This is a genomic window from Caulobacter sp. FV2ye17ST (assembly GCF_058680955.1).
This window is the reverse complement of sequence record NZ_CM178727.1, coordinates 1388075-1405918: the sequence shown is the minus strand read 5'-3', so window position 1 is coordinate 1405918 and position 17844 is coordinate 1388075. Positions and strand designations below refer to the sequence as shown.

Annotated in this window: 19 protein-coding genes and 1 pseudogene; 4 read left to right on the top strand and 16 right to left on the bottom strand. The window is 67.2% G+C overall.

All coding sequences use genetic code 11. The features are described 5' to 3' along the window. Positions 1–16: 16 nt before the first annotated feature. The 4 genes from ACW17V_RS06765 to yajC are packed head-to-tail and all read right to left on the bottom strand — an operon-like array spanning position 17 to position 3306. Entirely contained in the window at positions 17–379 is a 363-nt protein-coding gene (locus tag ACW17V_RS06765) for an Mth938-like domain-containing protein (RefSeq protein ID WP_492108095.1), read from the bottom strand. After that, positions 379–1344, bottom strand: a complete 966-nt coding sequence (gene secF, locus ACW17V_RS06760; protein WP_492108094.1) for a protein translocase subunit SecF — start codon at positions 1342–1344, stop codon at positions 379–381. The genes ACW17V_RS06765 and secF overlap by 1 nt, the downstream gene beginning before the upstream one ends. Beyond that, positions 1345–2946 carry a protein translocase subunit SecD gene (gene secD, locus ACW17V_RS06755; protein WP_492108093.1) on the bottom strand — a complete coding sequence of 534 codons (1602 nt, stop codon included), beginning with the start codon at positions 2944–2946 and terminating at the stop codon, positions 1345–1347. Between the two features lie 51 nt (positions 2947–2997). Beyond that, positions 2998–3306, bottom strand: coding sequence for a preprotein translocase subunit YajC (gene yajC / locus ACW17V_RS06750; RefSeq protein WP_492108092.1), 309 nt, complete (start codon positions 3304–3306; stop codon positions 2998–3000). Between the two features lie 116 nt (positions 3307–3422). Between yajC and ACW17V_RS06745 the strand changes: the two genes are divergently transcribed. The 3 genes and pseudogenes from ACW17V_RS06745 (at position 3423) to ACW17V_RS06735 (ending at position 5150) form a co-directional block, all read left to right on the top strand. Beyond that, a complete protein-coding gene (locus ACW17V_RS06745) occupies positions 3423–4262 on the top strand; it encodes an ATP-binding protein (RefSeq protein ID WP_492108091.1) in 840 nt (279 codons plus the stop codon). Between the two features lie 235 nt (positions 4263–4497). Then, positions 4498–4691: pseudogene (locus tag ACW17V_RS06740) on the top strand (hypothetical protein); the annotation flags it as partial. 231 nt (positions 4692–4922) lie between these two features. Beyond that, complete coding sequence (locus ACW17V_RS06735; RefSeq protein WP_492108090.1) at positions 4923–5150, top strand: hypothetical protein; 228 nt, start codon at positions 4923–4925, stop codon at positions 5148–5150. Between the two features lie 40 nt (positions 5151–5190). Here ACW17V_RS06735 and dipM read toward each other — a convergent pair whose 3' ends face one another. From dipM to serS, 4 genes are all read right to left on the bottom strand, one after another. Further along, positions 5191–7062: a cell division endopeptidase DipM gene (dipM, locus tag ACW17V_RS06730; protein ID WP_492108089.1), complete on the bottom strand. Its 1872-nt coding sequence runs from the start codon at positions 7060–7062 to the stop codon at positions 5191–5193. 101 nt (positions 7063–7163) lie between these two features. Next, on the bottom strand, positions 7164–7820 hold the full coding sequence (locus ACW17V_RS06725) for a protein-L-isoaspartate(D-aspartate) O-methyltransferase (protein WP_492108088.1): 657 nt from the start codon (positions 7818–7820) through the stop codon (positions 7164–7166). Further along, entirely contained in the window at positions 7817–8611 is a 795-nt protein-coding gene (gene surE / locus ACW17V_RS06720; RefSeq protein ID WP_492108087.1) for a 5'/3'-nucleotidase SurE, read from the bottom strand. The genes ACW17V_RS06725 and surE overlap by 4 nt, the downstream gene beginning before the upstream one ends. A gap of 5 nt (positions 8612–8616) precedes the next feature. Then, positions 8617–10035, bottom strand: a complete 1419-nt coding sequence (gene serS, locus ACW17V_RS06715; RefSeq protein ID WP_492108086.1) for a serine--tRNA ligase — start codon at positions 10033–10035, stop codon at positions 8617–8619. Positions 10036–10406: 371 nt separating this feature from the next. Between serS and ACW17V_RS06710 the strand changes: the two genes are divergently transcribed. After that, positions 10407–10892: a hypothetical protein gene (locus ACW17V_RS06710; protein WP_492108085.1), complete on the top strand. Its 486-nt coding sequence runs from the start codon at positions 10407–10409 to the stop codon at positions 10890–10892. Between the two features lie 97 nt (positions 10893–10989). Here the strand turns inward: ACW17V_RS06710 and tatC are convergent, their stop codons facing one another. The 8 genes from tatC to ACW17V_RS06670 all read right to left on the bottom strand — a co-directional run bounded on the left by tatC (position 10990) and on the right by ACW17V_RS06670 (position 17743). Further along, positions 10990–11889, bottom strand: coding sequence for a twin-arginine translocase subunit TatC (gene tatC, locus ACW17V_RS06705; RefSeq protein ID WP_492108084.1), 900 nt, complete (start codon positions 11887–11889; stop codon positions 10990–10992). Beyond that, complete coding sequence (gene tatB, locus ACW17V_RS06700; protein ID WP_492108083.1) at positions 11886–12482, bottom strand: Sec-independent protein translocase protein TatB; 597 nt, start codon at positions 12480–12482, stop codon at positions 11886–11888. Before tatB ends, tatC begins: the two co-directional genes overlap by 4 nt. 92 nt (positions 12483–12574) lie before the next feature. Beyond that, positions 12575–12799, bottom strand: coding sequence for a twin-arginine translocase TatA/TatE family subunit (tatA, locus tag ACW17V_RS06695; protein WP_492108082.1), 225 nt, complete (start codon positions 12797–12799; stop codon positions 12575–12577). 289 nt (positions 12800–13088) lie between these two features. Further along, positions 13089–13748 carry an SMC-Scp complex subunit ScpB gene (scpB, locus tag ACW17V_RS06690; protein ID WP_492108081.1) on the bottom strand — a complete coding sequence of 220 codons (660 nt, stop codon included), beginning with the start codon at positions 13746–13748 and terminating at the stop codon, positions 13089–13091. Next, a complete protein-coding gene (locus tag ACW17V_RS06685) occupies positions 13745–14587 on the bottom strand; it encodes a segregation and condensation protein A (protein ID WP_492108080.1) in 843 nt (280 codons plus the stop codon). The genes scpB and ACW17V_RS06685 overlap by 4 nt, the downstream gene beginning before the upstream one ends. Beyond that, positions 14584–15606: a beta-N-acetylhexosaminidase gene (gene nagZ / locus ACW17V_RS06680; protein WP_492108079.1), complete on the bottom strand. Its 1023-nt coding sequence runs from the start codon at positions 15604–15606 to the stop codon at positions 14584–14586. Before nagZ ends, ACW17V_RS06685 begins: the two co-directional genes overlap by 4 nt. 10 nt (positions 15607–15616) lie before the next feature. Next, positions 15617–16390: a cell division protein FtsN gene (ftsN, locus tag ACW17V_RS06675; RefSeq protein WP_492108078.1), complete on the bottom strand. Its 774-nt coding sequence runs from the start codon at positions 16388–16390 to the stop codon at positions 15617–15619. Between the two features lie 168 nt (positions 16391–16558). Continuing rightward, positions 16559–17743 (bottom strand): deoxyguanosinetriphosphate triphosphohydrolase, encoded by a 1185-nt coding sequence (locus tag ACW17V_RS06670; RefSeq protein ID WP_492108077.1) that lies wholly within the window; start codon positions 17741–17743, stop codon positions 16559–16561. Positions 17744–17844 lie beyond the last annotated feature (101 nt).

The following is a 17844-nucleotide window of genomic DNA, read 5'->3' as shown; positions in this document are numbered from 1 at the left end:
TTGAAAAGGCTGCCGGCTATACCGCGATCAGGGCCGCCGCCAGACGCCGGCCCTCGCTGGCCAGCACGTTGTAGGTGCGGGCCGCGGCTTCGGTGCTCATAAACTCGAGGCCGATGCCCGCCGCCTTCAGGGCGTCGCGGAGGTCGCGCGGCGGCAGGGCGTTGACCAGACCGCCGCCCAGCAGCACGAACTCGACCGCGCCGCCGGCCGCGAAGACCTGGGCGAAGTCGTCCGGCGTCAGCGCGGCCAGGGCGGTCGCCGACCAGGCGTGCGGCTGGTCATCAATGATAAGCAGCGAGCCCGGCCGCCAGTCGCCGGAGACCCGAAAGCCGCCGCCGCCCCAGGCGTCGATCGAGGGCGGACGGCGAAGCTCGGCCATTACGGACGCGAGGCCGCGCCGAGCTTGATCGGCGTAGCCTCTTCATCGCCGCGCTTGACGCCCCACAGCAGGATGATCGGCGCGCCGACATAGATCGACGAATAGGTGCCGACCACGATGCCGAAGATCATCACCACCGAGAAGCCAAACAGCGCCTCACCGCCGAAGATCGCCAGACCCGCCAGGGCCATGACCGCCGTGACGCCGGTGATGATGGTGCGCGACAGGGTTTCGTTGATCGACAGGTCGATCACCTCGCCCAGCGGCATTTTCTTGTATTTGCGCAGGTTCTCGCGGAGGCGGTCGAACACCACCACGGTGTCGTTCATCGAATAGCCGATCACGGTCAGCAGGGCCGCGACGGTGTTGAGGCTGAACTCGATCTTGAACAGGATGATGAAGCCGAAGGTCAGGATCAGGTCGTGCAGCAGGCCCGCAACGGCGCCGAGGCCAAACTGCGGCTCGAACCGGAACCAGATGTAGAGGAACATCAGGCCGATCGCGAGCGCCAGGGCGATGATGCCGCTGCGGAACAGCTCGCCCGAGACCTTGGGCCCCACCGCCGACGGGTTGATGAACTGGACGGGCTCGCCCAGCGACTGCTTCAGGGCGTTCTTGACGTTGGTCAGGGTGACGCCGGCGTCACCGCCAGCCGGGGTCTGGAACCGCACCAGGGCGCGGTCGGGAGCGCCGAACGCCTGCACCTGAACATCGCCCAGGCCCTGGGCCCCCAGCGTGTCGCGCACCTTGGCCAGGTCAACCGCGCGCGGGGCGGTCGAGACTTCCATGACGGAGCCGCCCTTGAAGTCGATGCCCAGGTTGAGCCCGGGCTTGAAGAGGCCGACCAGCGAGGCGACCACGAGGGTCGCGCTGATCAGCGCCATCAGGCGCGCGAACTTGACGAAGGTGAAGTTGGTTTTCTGCGGGAGCAGCTTGATCAGGGGCCAGGCCATGGGTGCGCTCACTCAGATCGGAAGTTTCTTGGGGCGGGCGGCGCGGAACCACCAGCCGATGAGAAGCTGGCTGACCAGCACGGCGGTGAACACCGAGGTGAACACGCCGATCGACAGGGTCCAGGCAAAGCCCCGGACCGGGCCGGCGCCAAACGCGAACATGATGCCGGCCGCCACCAGGGTGGTGACATTGGCGTCGATGATCGTGCTCATGGCGCGGGAGAAGCCGGCGTCGGCGGCCATGATCGGCGATTTGCCGGCCCGGGCCTCGTCGCGCATCCGCTCATAGATCAGCACGTTGGCGTCAACGGCCACGGCCAGGGTCAGGATCAGGCCGGCGATGCCCGGCAGGGTCAGGGTGGCCTGAGTGATCGACATGGCCGCGACGATCATCATGCCGTTGATCAGCAGGGCGATCACCGAGATGCCGCCAAACAGCAGCCCATAGGACAGCAGCATGAAGACCACGATGGTGACAAAGGCCACCAGGGTGGAGATCGCGCCCGCCTTGACGGCGTCCGCGCCCAGCTCGGCGCCGACGGTGCGCTGCTCCTCGACGTTCAGCGGCGCGGGCAGAGCGCCCGACCGCAGCAGCAGGGCCAGTTCAGCGGCGCTCTCCGGCGTGAAATTGCCGGTGATGATGCCCGAACCGCCGGTGATGGCGCCGTTGATGACCGGCGCCGAGATGATCTTGCCATCCAGGACGATGGCGAACTTCTTGTTGATGTTGCGGGCCGTGGCGTCGCCGAACTTGCGCGCGCCCTGACCGTTGAAGGCGAACGAAACGACCGGGTTGCCGCTCTGGGAATCGAAGGTCTGGCGGGAATCGGTCAGCTCGTCGCCCGACACCACGGCGCGCTTGCGCACCACATAGGCCGGCACATAACCGTCCTCGCTGGGCAGCATTTCCGAGCCCGGCGGGATGCGGCCGGCGGCCATATCCTCAGGCGTCACGCCTTCGTCGACCATCTGGAAGGTGAGCTTGGCGGTCTTGCCGATCACCGACTTCAGCTTTTCCGGATCGCTTTCGCCGGCCGCCTGGATGACGATCCGGTCGAGGCCCTGACGGGTGATCGTCGGTTCCTTGGTGCCCAGGCTGTCGATCCGGCGACGGATGGTCTCGATCGACTGCTCCACCGCCATCGCGGCGTCGGCCTTGGCGGCCTCGGCCACGAAGCTGATCTCCAGAACCTGGTTGTCCCGCGTGGCGACCGAGATGTCGCGACCGCCGACGGCGCCGACCAAGGGCGAGCCGACCGACCGCCGAAGCAGGTTGGCGGCGTCATTGACCTTGGCGGCGTCGGCGATGCGGACGCTGATCACGCCGCCCGCGTCACGCAGCTCGCCAAAGGCAATCTGCTCGCCCCGCAGGCTGGTGCGGACATCCTCGACCAGATTGGTCAGGCGTTCGCGACGCAGCGCGGCCGTGTCGACCTCCATCAGCAGATAGGAGCCGCCCTGGAGGTCGAGACCCAGGTTGAGCTTCTGCTTGGGAACCCAGCCGGGCAGAGCGTCGAGCGTTCTTTGCGGCAGAAGGTTTGGCAGGGTGAAGACAAGGCCGAAGATCACCGCCAGGGTGACGACGATGATCTTCCAGCGGGACAGTGTCAGCATGGATTACAGGCTCTGGACGACGCCTCGCGGCGCCTAGACGTTTTGGAAAAATCAGCTCTTGGGGTCGTTGGCCGGGGCGGGTTCGCCCTTGGCGCGGACTTCGGTGATCATGCCCTTGACGACCTTGACGGTGACGCCCTGGGCGATCTCGACGCCGACTTCCTTGTCTTCGACGCGCACGATCTTGCCCAGCATGCCGCTGGACAGCACGACATTGTCGCCGCGCTTCAGGTTGGACAGCATGATCTGATGTTCTTTCGCCCGCTTCTGCTGCGGACGGATCAGCATGAAGTAGAACAGAACCACCATCAGGAGGATGGGGGCGATTTGCATAAGCTGCGCGCTCAGGCCACCGGGCATAACGTCTCCAAAATTTCTGCGGTCGAAACCTCCATATGGGGTCTCGCCAAGTCGGCGGAAGCTATGCGTTCACCTCCTCTTTTGCAATGACGGCGCGGCGAGGTTAGGACCGGGCCATGATCGACGCCCAAAACGCCCTGCTCGCCCGTATCGCCGACGCCCTGGAGCGCCTCGCGCCGGCCGCGCCGACCCCGCCGGATTTCGGCGGCGCGCGGCTGTTTCGGCATGATCTCGCGGGCCAGGCCTTCGTCCCTGCCCCCGACTATCCGATGGCCCTGGACCTGCTGGTGGGCGTCGAGCGGCAGAAGGACCGGTTCGTCGAGAACCTGACGCGCTTCGCCACGGGCCTGCCCTGCAACCACGTTCTGCTGTGGGGGGTGCGCGGCACCGGCAAGAGCTCGATGACCAAGGCCGCGTTCATGGTCGTCAGCGAAGGCCACCCCGCCCTGAAGCTGGTCGAGGTGGATCGCGACGAGATCGCGGCGTTGCCGCCGCTGTTTGATCTGTTGCGAAGCCGTGCGGAGCGCTTCGTGGTGCTGTGCGACGACCTGTCGTTCGAGGACGGCGCGGCGGCCGCCAAGGCCCTGAAATCGGCGCTGGAAGGCGGCGTGGCCGGCCCGCCGGAGAATGTGCTGTTCGTCGCCACCTCCAACCGCCGCCACCTGATGCCCCGCGACCACGTCGAAAGCCAGGGCGCCATCGCCGCCGCCGAGGACGCCGAGGAGGAGATGAGCGTCTCCGACCGCTTTGGCCTTTGGATCGGCTTCCCGCCCATGGACCAGCCCACCTATCTGGAGGCGATCCGCTGCTATGCCGAACGCTTCGACCTGGTGGTCGAGAACCTCGACCGCCGGGCCCTGCAATGGTCGCAGCTGCGCGGCGCGCGCTCGGGCCGCGTGGCCTGGCAGTTCATCCGGGATCTGGCGGGGGAACTGGGCAAGAGCCTGCCGGCGTAGCGAACGCAGGTTCTCGACCTCGCGCTTTCGCTGCGAGGGTGATGGAAAGGGTCGCGGAGCGTCCGGACCACGTCCGGATGTGAGTTTAAAAGTACCGTTTCGACGAAGCCGTCCGCCCCGCGTGACCGGTTCACAAGAGCCTGCGCTTGGGCGGTATTGTGACGCCTCGTACGCTCCCAGCCCCAGACGGGCGGCGTGAATAGCGTTCACGCCCGGCCGCGAGCCATTACGCCCGCCTGTCCCCGCTCGATCACCCCCCGCCGCCGCAATGGTCGCTGGCCTTGCGCCCTTTCCTCGCGACGAGGTGGGACAAGAATACAGGAGGTTTCAGCGCGTCGGATAAGTTTGCTGGACGCCCGAGCCGATCCCCGTTGCTTCGACCCTCTCCCAGAGGGAGAGGGAGGGACCCACGCTTGCGTGGGAGGGTGAGGGGTTACACCCTAAACCATTGTCGCACCTGGGATCCTGCCTTGTCCGGAAGGGCTTCGCAAACCCCTCACCCTCCCACCGCTACGCGGCGGGCCCCTCCCTCTCCCTCTGGGAGAGGGTCACTTGTCCCCGCGCCCATCCGGGGACAGCGCGGTCGCAATCCCCGTTCTAACGAGACGCGATCCATCGTCTGGAGTAAAGTGGGCCCTGCAAACCAAGCAGGAGCCAGCCATGGGCAAGCCGTGGTTTCGGACCAAAAAATACGGCTACGGCGCGGGACTGCCCTGCAGTTGGGAGGGTTGGGTCGCCACCGCAGCCTTTCTCGCAGCGCTGATCGGCCTGTCGGCCCTGCCAGAGGGATGGCCAACCATCGCCCTGGTCATCGGCGTTACCATCACCTTCGTGATCGTGGCGCGATGCAAGAGCGACAGGCCCTGGGCCTGGCGCTGGGGCAAATAGCCAAACGGCCCGCCTCTCTCGAAGCGGGCCGTTCCTAGTTCTAGCGCGGCAGGACCAGTCCCGGATCCACCGGCCGGGCCTTGTCCTTGACCGTCGGCGCATAGCGCATCTCGAAGTGCAGCTGGGGCTCGTTGACCCCGCCGGTCGAACCGACCGTGCCCAGTTGCTGGCCCTTCGACACCTGCTGGCGCATCTTCACGTCGGTCGTGCCCAGGTGCGCATAGGCCGTGACCCAGCCGTCGGCATGCTTGACCAGCACCAGGTTGCCGAAGGTCGGGACCTGGTTGCCGGCATAGGCGATCTCGCCGTCGGCGGCGGCCACCACCGGCGCGCCGGCATTGGCGCGGATGTTCAGGCCGTCATTGCGCTGGCCGGTGCCCTTGACCCCGAAGTCGGAGATGATCTCGCCGCGCAGCGGCCACGCGAAGCGGCCCTTGCCCGAAGCGATGATCTCGGCCTCGGTCGGGGCGGCGCTGCTTTCGATGATCGGACGGACCGGCGCCGACGGCGGCGGATTGACGGGCATGGCCGCGACCGGGCCGCTGGGGCGCGGGGTCGAGGGGCCGGGACGATAGGGGATCGGCGCTGACGGCGTGGTCACGGGCGTTTCGGTCGGGGCCGGAGCCTGGGCCACGGTCGTCGACGGCGCGGCCGGCCGGGTCGTCGTGGTCTTGATCGGCCCCTTGTCCTTATAACCGTCGGGCAGAAGGATCTTCTGGCCCTTCTTGACGGCCGCCGTGGTCTTCAGGTCGTTCTCGGCGGCCAGGGCCTTGAGGGTGACGTTGAAGCGCTTGGCAATGGCCGTCAGGGTGTCGCCGGACTGGACGGAATAGGCCTTGGCCGTCGTGGCCGGACCCTTGATCTTCGCGCCCAGCTTCAGCGGCTTGTCGGGGTTGATATCGTTGGCGTCGGCCAGTTCCTTGACGCTCATGTCAAAGCGCCGGGCGATCGCGGTCAGGGTGTCGCCAGACTTGACCGTATGGACCTGACGCGGTCCCGCCACGCTGACCACCGAACCGGTGACGCTGGTCGTGGTGGTGGTGACGCTGGCCGAAGCGGTGGAGACGCTGGCCGGCGTCGGGGCCGGCTGGGTCATGGTCGGGGTCGCAGCGCGCGGCGCCTCGGTAGGGGGCGCGCTGGAAGAGGTGGTCATCGGGCTGCTGGCAGCCGGCGCGCTGGAGGGCGGCGCGGCCATGGCCGTCTTGGTCGGACCCTTGTCCTTGAAGCCGTCCGGCAGGAGCAGCTTCTGCCCCTTCCTGATCGGCGCGCCGCTCTTGAGGTCGTTCTCGTCGGCCAGGGCGGCGGCGGTGACGGAAAAGCGCTTGGCGATGGCGAACATCGTGTCGCCCGACTGGACGACATAGGCCTTGGACTTGGGGCCGGCGGGACCGACGATCTTCTGGCCCAGCTTCAGGCGGTAAGGCGGCTCGAGATCGTTGAGCTTGACCAGTTCGGCGCGGGTCGAGCCAAAGCCCCGGGCGATGGCGTCCAGGGCGTCGCCCGACTCCACGATGCGCGACTGCGGCTTGCCGGGCACGTCCACCACCGGACCGGCCACGGTGGTGACGATGATCGGCGCGGCCGGACGGATCTGGGCCGGCGGCGGCGGGGGCGGCGGAGGCGGCGCAAGTTCGGTGCGGGTGACCGGCGGATCGGTATAGGTCGGCGGCGCAGGAGCGGCCTCGACCGGGATCGGCTCGCGGCGGATCACCTCGGACGGCGTCGGCCTGGTGTCGAGCGCTTCTGCGGACGGCGCCTGGGTGATCGGGAAGTTCGGCGTCTGCGCCCGAGGCGCGGGCGCGCCGGGCTGCCCGTCCCGAGCGGGATACTGCGGTCCTCCGGCCGTCTCGCAGGCCGCGAGCGTTCCAGCCGTCAGGGCGATCACCGCCGCGCGCGTCCACAACTGCCTCATAGCCTCTCCTTGTCCTCGCCAGTCGTTCAGACGGCCCCGCGAGGGTAAATCAATCATTAACCGCAAGGACGCCGCGCAAGCCGCGCCCCCCATTTCCCGCTTCACTGGTCGCGAGCGACGCCATCGAGCAGTGGCACAAACCGCACGTCGCACAGCGCCTCGACCTTGAAGCCGCCCTTGCCGTCGCCCGCATAGCGGCGAAGGCTCTGCACCGGCCCCTTCCCGATCGGCGCCACGAGGACGCCGTTGGGCTTGAGCTGGGACAGCAGTCGTTTCGGATCATCTTCAGCCGCAGCCGTGACCATAATGCGGTCAAACGGCGCCTGTTCGGCCCAACCTTCGCCGCCATCGCCGAACTTGGTGATCACGTTGGTCAGGCCAAGCTTGTGAAAGCGCGCCTCGGCCTCCTTCATCAGGGTCCGATAGCGCTCGATCGTATAGACCAGCCGCGAGACGTGGCTGAGGATGGTGGTCTGGTAACCCGACCCGGTGCCGATCTCCAGCACGCGCGAGCGCGGCTCGATGGTCAGGGCCTGAGTCATCAGGCCGACGATATAGGGCTGGCTGATGGTCTGGCCGCAGGCGATCGGCAGGGCCGAATCCTCCCACGAGCGTTCCTTGAACAGGTCAGGCGTGAACAGGTCGCGCGGCGTCTTCTCGATGGCCGCCAGCACCTGGGGATCGGTGATCCCCTGGTCGCGCAGGGCCTGCATCAGGCGGGGTAGATCAGTGGTCGCGGCGGCCTTGACCTTGCTCATGCATCCACCCGCAGCTTGGGAGGCGCGCCGCCCAGCAGGCCCTTCAGGGCGTGGACGGTTTCGTTGTGGGTCAGGTCGATATGCAACGGCGTGACCGAGATCTTGCCCTCATAGACGGCCTTCAGATCGGTGCCGTCCTTGGGCGCCGAGGCCGTGGCCGTAAAGCCCATCCAGTAATAGTCGCGGCCGCGCAGGTCGGTGCGCTTGTCCCAGTGGCGCAAATGGCCGTCGCGGAAGCCCTGGCGCGTGACCTCGACCGCCGCCACCGCTTCCGGCGGCAAGGCCGGGAAGTTGACGTTCATGATCACGTCGGTGGGCCAGCCCACCTCCAGCAGCCGCTGGATGATGCCCGGACCATAGGTCTCGGCAGTCTCCCAGTGGGCGACCACTTCGTCGTGGAAATAGTTCATGGCCTGGGACAGGGCGATGGAGCGGATACCCAGGGCCATGCCCTCGATCGCGCCGGCCACGGTGCCCGACAGGGTGACATCCTCGGCGATGTTCTGGCCGCGATTGACGCCCGACAGCACCAGATCCGGCGCGGGGCCGTCGATCAGCTGCTGCACGGCCATCATCACGCAGTCGGTGGGCGTGCCCTCGACGGCGAAGCGGCGGTCGTCCAGGCGGCGCACCCGCAGCGGGTCGGCCAGGGTCAGGGCCCGGCTGGCGCCCGACTGCTCGTATTCCGGCGCGCAGATCCAGACGTCGTCGGTCAGGGCGCGGGCGATCTTCTCAAGCGCGACGAGGCCCGGGGCATGGATGCCGTCGTCGTTGGTGAGGAGGATGCGCATGCGGCTCAGGCCTGCCCGCCGATGTAGGTGACGCCGCCCATATAGGGAACCAGCGCCTCGGGAATGGTGATGCCGCCGGTCTCGTCCTGATAGTTCTCCAGCACGGCCACCAGGGTGCGACCGACGGCCAGGCCCGAGCCGTTCAGGGTGTGGACGTAGTGCCCGCCCTTCTCGCCGGTCTTGCGATAGCGGGCGCTCATCCGGCGCGCCTGGAAGTCGCCGCAGTTGGAGCACGAGCTGATCTCGCGGAAGGTGTTCTGCGAGGGCAGCCAGACTTCCAGGTCATAGGTCTTGCGGGCGCCAAAGCCCATGTCGCCCGTGCACAGCAGCACGGTGCGGAACGGCAGGTTCAGGGCCTTCAGCACCGCTTCGGCGCAACCGACCATGCGCTGGTGCTCGGCCTCGGACTCTTCGGGCGTGGTGATCGAGACCAGCTCGACCTTGTAGAACTGATGCTGGCGGATCATGCCGCGCGTGTCGCGGCCGGCCGAACCGGCCTCGGAGCGGAAGCTGGGCGTCAGGGCGGTCATCCGCATCGGCAGTTGCGCCTCTTCGGTGATCTGCTCACGGACGATGTTGGTCAGGGAGACTTCGGCGGTGGGGATCAGCCAGTGATGACCTTGGCCGCCATACTTGGCCAGCAGCGTCTCATGCTCGTATTCACTAGGAGCATCCGGATAGGAGGTCGATGGAAGCTCGCCTCCGTGCTCCTCTACGATCCGCTGAACATCCGCCCAGTCAGTGCCTATCCGAAAGAGATCGTCCTTAAACTTAGGCAGCTGACCCGTGCCAAACAGCGCCTCGTCCTTGACCAGCAGCGGCGGGCTGACCTCGGTGTAGCCGTGCTGCACCGTCTGCAGATCCAGCATGAACTGGCCAAGGGCCCGCTCCAGCCGGGCGATGTGGCCCTTCAGCACCACGAAGCGCGCGCCGCTCATGCGGGCGGCGGCCTCGAAGTCCATGCCGCCCAAGGCCGCGCCCAGATCGACATGGTCCTTGGCGGCGTTCAGGCGGCCGGCGGGCAGCTTGGAAGCGTCACCCCAGCGGCGGATCTCGATATTGCCGGCTTCGTCCTCGCCGGGCGGCACGTCGTGGGCCGGGATGTTCGGAAGCGACGCCAGCAGGTCCTTCAACCCGGCGCCGGCTTCGGCCTCCAGGACGGCCGCGTCGGCCATCAGCGCCTTGAGGGTCTCGACCTCGGCCATCAGGGCCTGGGCTTCGACCTCATCCTTCTTGGCCTTGGCCATGCCGATGCGCTTGGAGGCTTCGTTCCGCCTGGCCTGGCTCTCCTGCAGCGCCGTCTGGGCCGCGCGCAGCTGAGCGTCCAGTTTCACGGCCTCGGCGGCCGCGCCCGAGCGACCCTTGGCCGACCATGCGGCTTCAAAGGCTTCGGGATTGTCGCGGATGGCCTTGATGTCGTGCATCGGAAAAGTGCTCGAAGACTAGCTTAGGGAAGCGCCCTCTCTAAGGCGCGTCGGCAGAGGCGCCAACCTTTTCGGGGCCGCCATACGAGGCCGTGAACAGGGGCTTGGATCACCAGAGGCATCCTCGCCCGATTCGTCCAGCGCCCGCCCCGCGACACAATCGCCGAACCCGCCACGACCAGCGCCGTCGCCCATGTATTTCGAGAAACTGAATCCGGCAGTGCGCGAAAAATCAAAGTTGTCGAAAGACTTTAATTTCCTAATTCAGCATTAAGCCCGTTTTTGAACTTCAATTTAATTTGCGGATGAGAAACACCCCGCCAACAAAGTGAAACCCGCGTTCCTCCCCAAGATCTAACAGGATTTGCCCTATGAAGAAGTTTGTCGCTCTCGCCGCCCTGGTCACCGTTTCTGCCGCGATCGCCGCCCCCGCCAGCGCCGCCACCCTGGTTCGCGTCTCGCTCGCCGGCAAGACCAGCGTCGAGATCAACAACGCGATCAAGACCGCCGCCGAGACCGTCTGCGCCGGCGAAAAGGCCGCCATGGTCGCCGCCTGCCTCGAAAGCACGACCTATGACGCCAACCGCCAGCTGGCCTCGATCCTGAAGGCCCGTTCGGGCGCCCCGAAGGTGTGGGCCCGTCGCGAGTCGGTCTCGGTCGTTCGCGTGTCGCTGAAGGGCAAGTCGACCGACCAGATCCACGCCGAGATCCGCGCCGCCGCCGAAGCCGTCTGCAAGGCCTCGCCCGCCTTCCACAGCCGCTCCGACTACCGCGCCTGCGTCGGCGGCACCGTCCGCTCGGCCAAGGCCCAGCTGCAGGCGATGACCGCGCAGCCGAAGCAACTGGCCTCGCTCTAAGCTTGAAGGCTTGAGCCCCCAACGGGGCTCGCCAGAAGCAGAAAAGCCTCCGCTCCCTTTCGGGGCGGAGGCCTTTTTGTTGTCTTGAGGGGTGGGGCTAGACCGCCACCATCTCGTTGCGCTTCTTCTCGTCCTTGGCCTTGCCGCGTTCGATCAGCCACACGCACCAGATGCCGATCTCGTAGAGCAGGCACATGGGGATGGCCAGGGTCAGCTGGCTGATCGGGTCGGGCGGGGTCAGGATGGCGGCGGCGATGAACACGCCGACGATGGCGTAGCGGCGGCCGTCGCGCAGCAGCTTGCTGGAGATAATCCCAGCCAGACCCAGCAGCGACACCACCACCGGCAGCTGGAAGCACAGCCCGAAGGCCAGCAGCAGCGAGGTCACCAGGGTCAGATAGTCGCTGACCTTGGGCAGCAGCTGGATGGTGATGCCGGCGGTCTGGACCTGCTGGCTCAGCGAGAACCACAGGACGAACGGCAGCATGATGAAATAGACCAGCGCCGCGCCCAGGAAGAACATGAAGGGCGAGGCCAGCAGGAACGGCAGGAACGCCCCGCGCTCGTTCTTGTAGAGACCGGGCGCGACGAAGCGATACAGCTGCCAGGCCAGGACCGGGAAGGTCAGGACCACGGCCCCGAAGCCCGCCAGCTTGATCTTGGTGAAGAAGAACTCCAGCGCCGCCGTATAGACCAGGTCCAGCGCCTTGGTCTGGCCCATCGGGATGTCCTTCAGGCCGACCAGGGCCAGCAGCAGGTCGAACGGACCATGCTTGCCGCCCGAGTGCTGGGCCGCCAGCAGCTGTTGAGCCACCGTGAACGGCTTGACCAGGAACAGGAAGATCTGGTCGGCGAAGGCGAAGCAGACGCCAAAACCGACGAACAGCGCCAGCACACAGATGATCAGCCGCATGCGCAGCTCGACCAGATGATCCAGCAGTGGCGCGCGCGAGGCTTCGATCTCGTCCTCGGGTTCGTGTCCGATGGCGTTCGTCACGAGACGATATCCGAGGCTGTGGAGCCGCCGGCCTTCACGGTCTTCTTGCGCGGCGCGCGGGCCGCCTTGGGCGCTTCGATGGTGATCTCGGTCTTGGCCGCGCGCTTGCGGGCGGGCGACTTGGAGACAGCGGGTTCAACCACCGCCGGCGCCTTGGCGGCGCGCGGCTTGCGAGGCTTGGCGGCGACGGGCTGGATCTCGGTTTCCGGCGGCAGGATCGACGGCTCGCCCGACGCGCCATTGGGCTGGTAGCCGGCGTAAGGATGAACCTGCGCCGCGCCGCTGTTGAGGCTGGCGTCGATGTCGGCGAACACCTGGTCGACGCCGACGTCCTTGGCCTGGTCGGCCGCCTCGCGCAGCGGCGAGGCGTACTGGCCCGAGCGCATGGCCTCGACTTCCTTGCGCAGGTCGTCGAGTTCGGACTGGCGGGCCATCTCGTCGAAGCTGGCGCGGAATTCGGACGCCATGCCGCGCATCTTGCCGATGAACTGGCCAAGCTTGCGCAGCAGCATGGGGAGATCCTTCGGCCCGACCACGATCAGAGCGACCGCGGCGATGACCAGAAGTTCTGTGCCGCCGATATCAGGAAGCATGGACGCGCCTTAGAGCGACGCGGGCATCAAACCCGCCGTCGCGAAGTGGAGGGGACGCGCGCGACGGGACCCGCCCGCGCGCCCGGAGGATCTTACGACTTACGCAGGTCTTCTTCTTCGGCCTTGGTGCGCGGCAGGGCGCCCGTCGACTTGTTGGCCGCGACCTCATCGGAGGTGTCGTCCTTCAGGCCGTCCTTGAACGCGCGAATGCCCTTGGCCGCGTCGCCCATGATTCCCGACAGCTTGCCGCGACCACCGAACAGCAGGGCGATGACCGCGATCACGATCACCCAGTGAATCCAGCTCATGCTACCCATAGCGGCGATGCTCCTTGCGACAGCGGCCCATTAGCCGGTGCGGCGTGTCGTTACAATCTCTCAGACAATATAGGCGTTCGCGAGGCGGGGAGCCAAGCCTATCCGGACTGGCCCACCTATAACTGCCGTCATTCCCGCCCTCGTGGCGGGAACCCCTGTTTCAGCTGGCGCGTGAAGCGCATTGGCGCGCCTGCGCGCCACACATCCGCACCTGCGGCGGATCGAGGGGTTCCCGCCACAAGGGCGGGAATGACGGAAAGTTAGAGAGGAAGCCCTCTTCCCTCTGCCCTCACCCCTTCTCCAAATCCCCCAAAAAATCCTGAGCGAATTCGGGCGCCTCGTCGCCGTCTTCCAGCGGATCCTCGTCCTCGCCGGGACGCAGGCCCAGCGGGTCGGGCACCGAGAATCCGGGCGGCAGGTTCATCTCCAGCAGGCCGGCGGCCTTCATCTCGGTGACGCCCGGCAGATCCGACAGAGTCGCCAGGCCATAGTGCTCGAGGAAGGCGTCGGTCGTGCCGAAGGTCACCGGGCGGCCCGGCGTACGGCGGCGGCCGCGCATCCGCACCAGACCCAGCTCCAGCAGCACGTCGATCGTGCCTCGACTGGCCTGGACGCCGCGCACGGCCTCGATCTCGGCCCGGGTGACGGGCTGGTGATAGGCGATGATCGCCAAGGTCTCCTGAGCGGCCTTGGACAGCCGGCGCGGCTCCTCGCGCTCCTGCGTCATCAGGAAGGCCAGGTCGGTCGCCGTCTGGAAGCGCCAGCGGTTGGCCACGCAGACCAGCTCGATCCCCCTGCCCTCATACCGCGCCCGCAGGGCGGCGATGCCGGCCGGGATATCGCAGCCGTCGGGCAGGCGCTTGGCCAGGTCGACGTCGCTCAGCGGCTCGGCGGCGGCGAACAGCAGCGCCTCGATGCAGCGCTCGGTGAACAGGGGATCGATCGTCACGCCAGCGGTTCCAGCTCGAATTCGGGTTCAGGCGGCTCGGCCCGGGTGCGCAGATAGATATCGGAGAACGCCTCCATCTGCCGCGCCTCCAGCACGCCTTCCTTCACCAGCTCCAGCGACGCCGCCAGGGTCGAGGCCATGTAGGACGCGGGCGACGGGCCGTCGTCTTCCTCCAGATAACGCTCGACGGGCGCGACGGTGGTCAGGGTGGTCCAGTCGTCCATGCGCGGCAGCAGCGACCGCAGCCGGTCACGGGCGTCTTCCAGCGGATAGGCCGTCGGCGGACGCGGGGCGTAGTGGCGGCTGTGCTCGCGTTTGCGCTGGACGATGTAGGCGCTCATCAGACCATAGAGGTCGCCCTCCAGCCGGGTCGACGAGACGATCTTCACCGCGTCGGGATCGCCGCGCATGAACACCTCGCGCCCCAGCACCGGACGCTCCTTCAGGGCCTCGACGGCCTTGCGCATCACGTCCAGCTTGGCCAGTCGGAAGGCCAGCTGGGCGGCCATCTCCTCGGCCGGCGGCTCCTCGCCCTTGGCGCGTTCGGGCTTGGGCAGCAGCAGGCGCGATTTCAGATAGGCCAGCCAGGCGGCCATCACCAGATAGTCGGCGGCCAGCGAGAACCGCACCCTGCGGGCCTGCTGCACGAAAGCCAGATACTGCTCGGCCAGCTTGGTGATCGACAGCTGCAGGAGGTCGACCTTCTGGCTGCGCGCCAGGGCCAGCAGCACGTGCAGCGGGCCTTCATAGCCGTCGATGTCGATGACCAGCGCCGCGCCGTCTTCGGCCGCCTCGTTGGCGGCCTCGAAGTCGAGCGTGGGCTGGAAGCCCGTTGTCACGCAAAGCGTCCGTTGAAGGCGGCGTCAAACCTCGCCCGGGCCTCGGCCACATCGAACGGTTCGACGACCTTGATCAGCCGGTTCATCACCGCCTGCGACCGACGGCGGGCTTCCTTGGACAGGCCGCCGACGCCGGACATCACGGCCTTCATCTCGGCCATGTCGCCATTGCAGTGCAGAACGACGTCGCAGCCGGCCGACAGACTGTCCTTGGCGCGCTGCCTGAAGTCGCCTGACAGGGCTTTCATCGACAGATCATCGCTCATCAGCAGGCCGTCGAAGCCCAGGGACTCCCGGATGATCTTCTTGATGACCTTCTTCGAGGTCGTGGCCGGATGACGGCGGTCGATGGCCGTGTAGACAACGTGGGCCGTCATCGCCATCGGCATGTCGGACAGCACGCGGAAGGGCGCGAAGTCGCGGGCGTCCAGCTCGGCCAGCTTGGCTTTCACGACCGGCAGCTCCAGATGGCTGTCGCTCAGGGCGCGGCCGTGGCCGGGAATGTGCTTGATGATCGGCAGCACGCCGCCGGCCAGCAGACCTTCGGCGGCGGCGCGGCCGAGGGTGGCCACCTGCTCGGGGGTGTCGCCATAGGCGCGGTCGCCGATGATCTCGTGGCCCAGAGGGTCGGGCACGTCCAGCACCGGCACGCAGTCGACATTGACGCCGATGGCCCGCAGGTCATGAGCGATCAGGCGGGCGCCCAGGCGGGTGATTTCGCGGGCGACCAGCGGATCATTGGCCACCAGCTCGCCATAGGCGCGGCCGGGCGGATAGGTCTTCCAGTGCGGCGGCTGCAGGCGGGCGACGCGGCCGCCCTCCTGGTCGATCAGGATCGGCGCATCGGGCCGGCCAATCGTGTCGCGCAGGGCGGCGGTCAGGGCCCGCACCTGCTCGGGATCGGCGATGTTGCGCTTGAACAGGATGAAGCCCCAGGGCTTCACATCCCGGAAGAAGGCGACTTCTTCGGCCGTCAGAGTGGTCCCGGCGCAGCCGAGGATCGCGGCGGAGGTGCTCAAGCGCTGGTTCCTACTTCACGAAGCAGGACTTGCCCGCGGCCGAGATCGCCTCGCAGAACGCCTTGGCGGACTCGCGGCTGGAAAAGCCCGTCACCGAGGTGCGGTAGAGCGTCGTGCCGTTCTTGTCGATCGCCTCAACCTTCTTGCCCTTGCCGGCGGCCAGGCCGGGGGCCAGGCGGGCGGCGTCGTTCCAGGCCTTGTCGGCCAGGGCCGGCGAAGACAGGGCGCCGATCTGCACCATGGCCGAACCGCTGGCCGAGGCCACCGGCTTGGGCGCGGCGGTGTTGGTGGCGACCACGGTCGGCTTGGCGGCGACAGGCTTGGGCGCGGGCGCGATGGCGGCGGTGGCCAGGGCCTCGATGGTCGGGGCCGGAGCGGGCTTGGCGGCCGCCGGCAGGGCGGCGGTCGGGATCGGCTTGGCCTCGACCGGCGTGGTCGGACGCGGCAGCGGCGCCTCCGGCTGGGCGGCGTAGGTCGGCGAGGGCTGGCTTTCCTCGTTCTTGTAGATCTGCAGGCCCGAGGCCGGATCGGCCGGCTGGCTGCCGGCCGGCGGCGGGGTCTTCATCTCGGCGACCTGCGAGCCGACCGTGCGCGGCGGCTCATTGGGGCCGCGAACGCCGCCGCGATAGATCATCACCACCGCCACAACCAGCGTCATCAGCACCACGGCGCTGATGATCAGGGTCATGGGCAACGGGCGGGAACCGCGCACCGGCTGACGCGCATCGAATGACAGCGGCGCATCGGTCGGCGGCGTATAGGCGCCGCGGTGGGGATCGGACATCGCGATTAGGCTCCAGACTACAACGCACGCGGCTCGGACCGCCGAATCACACGTGCGCGAACACAGCTTACCGAAGGGACAGGCGCGTCATAAGCGTCCGCGCCATCACGGTTTCAGGAAGGCCCCTCTTCCCCGCCCAAAACGGGCAGAGACTCCCTTGACTGGACTCTAGTTCCAGACATCGAGCTGGAACAGCTTCCTGTGTTCCTCGATGGCGAAGCGGTCGGTCATGCCTGCGATGTAGTCGCAGACCACCCGCGCGCGCCCGGCCTCGTCGCGGTTCTGCGACTTCTCGAACCAGACGCTCGGCAGAACATCGGGCTCGGCCAGAAACAGGCTGAACATCTCGGCCAGAATGCGGCGCGCCTGGCTGCGGGTGCGGTTGACGCGCCAGTGACGGTACATGCGGGCGTGCAGGAACTGACGCAGGCGGGCCAGGTCCTCGGCCATGTCCGGCGAGAAGGCGACCAGGGCATGGTCCAGCGCCCTCACCGCGTCGGCCGACTGGACGCCGGTGGCGGCGGCGCGCTGCAGGGTCTCGCCCATCACGTCGTCGACCATGGCGCCGATCATGCGGCGCACGGCCTCGAGGCGCGTCAGACGGGCGTCGAGATCCGGCCGCTCGCTCTTCACGGCGAACAGGATCGGCCCGATCAGCGGCACGTCCAGCAGTTCGTCCAGGCTGAACAGGCCGGCCTCGACCCCGTCGTCGACGTCGTGATTGTTGTAGGCGATGTCGTCGGCCAGGGCCGCGACCTGGGCCTCGGCCGAAGCCCAGGTGCCCAGGCCCAGATTGTATTCGTTGTCGTATTTGGAGATGGCCTTCCACGACGGCTTGCCCAGCTTTTCGGTCACCGGGCCATTGTGCTTGATGATGCCTTCCAGGGTTTCCCAGGTCAGGTTCAGGCCTAGGAAATCGGGATAGCGGTGCTCCAGCTCGGTCACCACCCGGAAGGTCTGGACGTTGTGATCAAAGCCGCCATAGGGCTTCATCTTGTCCTGCAACTCGTCCTCGCCGGCGTGACCGAAGGGCGGGTGGCCGATGTCGTGGCCCAGGGCGATGGTCTCGGCCAGATCGGAATCCAGCCCCAGGGCCGTGGCCAGGGAGCGCGCCACCTGGGCCACTTCCAGCGAATGGGTCAGGCGGGTGCGGAAGTTATCGCCCTCATGGGCCACGAAGACCTGGGTCTTTTCCTTCAGCCGGCGAAAGGCCGAGGTGTGGATGATCCGGTCGCGGTCGCGGGCGAAAGGCGTGCGGGTGCGGCTCTCCTCCTCCTTGAACCGGCGGCCGCGCGATTTGGCCGGATCCTCGGCATAGGGGGCGCGCGCGACAAGGTAAGGAGAAGACGTCATGAACCGCTCTTAGACCGCATGGGGGACCGCATCGGGATTTTCACCCCTTCCGTTGGGGCGTTGATATCCTCATATAGGTCAAGGATGAGTTTTCCACAGCC

Coding starts and splice junctions, on each gene's coding strand:
- surE (WP_492108087.1), bottom strand. CDS start 8,611: ATGCGCATCCTCCTCACCAACGACGACGGCATCCATGCCCCGGGCCTC.
- ACW17V_RS06725 (WP_492108088.1), bottom strand. CDS start 7,820: ATGAGCAAGGTCAAGGCCGCCGCGACCACTGATCTACCCCGCCTGATG.
- dipM (WP_492108089.1), bottom strand. CDS start 7,062: ATGAGGCAGTTGTGGACGCGCGCGGCGGTGATCGCCCTGACGGCTGGA.
- secD (WP_492108093.1), bottom strand. CDS start 2,946: ATGCTGACACTGTCCCGCTGGAAGATCATCGTCGTCACCCTGGCGGTG.
- yajC (WP_492108092.1), bottom strand. CDS start 3,306: ATGCCCGGTGGCCTGAGCGCGCAGCTTATGCAAATCGCCCCCATCCTC.
- tatA (WP_492108082.1), bottom strand. CDS start 12,799: ATGGGTAGCATGAGCTGGATTCACTGGGTGATCGTGATCGCGGTCATC.
- ACW17V_RS06745 (WP_492108091.1), top strand. CDS start 3,423: ATGATCGACGCCCAAAACGCCCTGCTCGCCCGTATCGCCGACGCCCTG.
- ACW17V_RS06710 (WP_492108085.1), top strand. CDS start 10,407: ATGAAGAAGTTTGTCGCTCTCGCCGCCCTGGTCACCGTTTCTGCCGCG.
- ACW17V_RS06670 (WP_492108077.1), bottom strand. CDS start 17,743: ATGACGTCTTCTCCTTACCTTGTCGCGCGCGCCCCCTATGCCGAGGAT.
- ACW17V_RS06735 (WP_492108090.1), top strand. CDS start 4,923: ATGGGCAAGCCGTGGTTTCGGACCAAAAAATACGGCTACGGCGCGGGA.
- ftsN (WP_492108078.1), bottom strand. CDS start 16,390: ATGTCCGATCCCCACCGCGGCGCCTATACGCCGCCGACCGATGCGCCG.
- tatB (WP_492108083.1), bottom strand. CDS start 12,482: ATGCTTCCTGATATCGGCGGCACAGAACTTCTGGTCATCGCCGCGGTC.
- serS (WP_492108086.1), bottom strand. CDS start 10,035: ATGCACGACATCAAGGCCATCCGCGACAATCCCGAAGCCTTTGAAGCC.
- ACW17V_RS06765 (WP_492108095.1), bottom strand. CDS start 379: ATGGCCGAGCTTCGCCGTCCGCCCTCGATCGACGCCTGGGGCGGCGGC.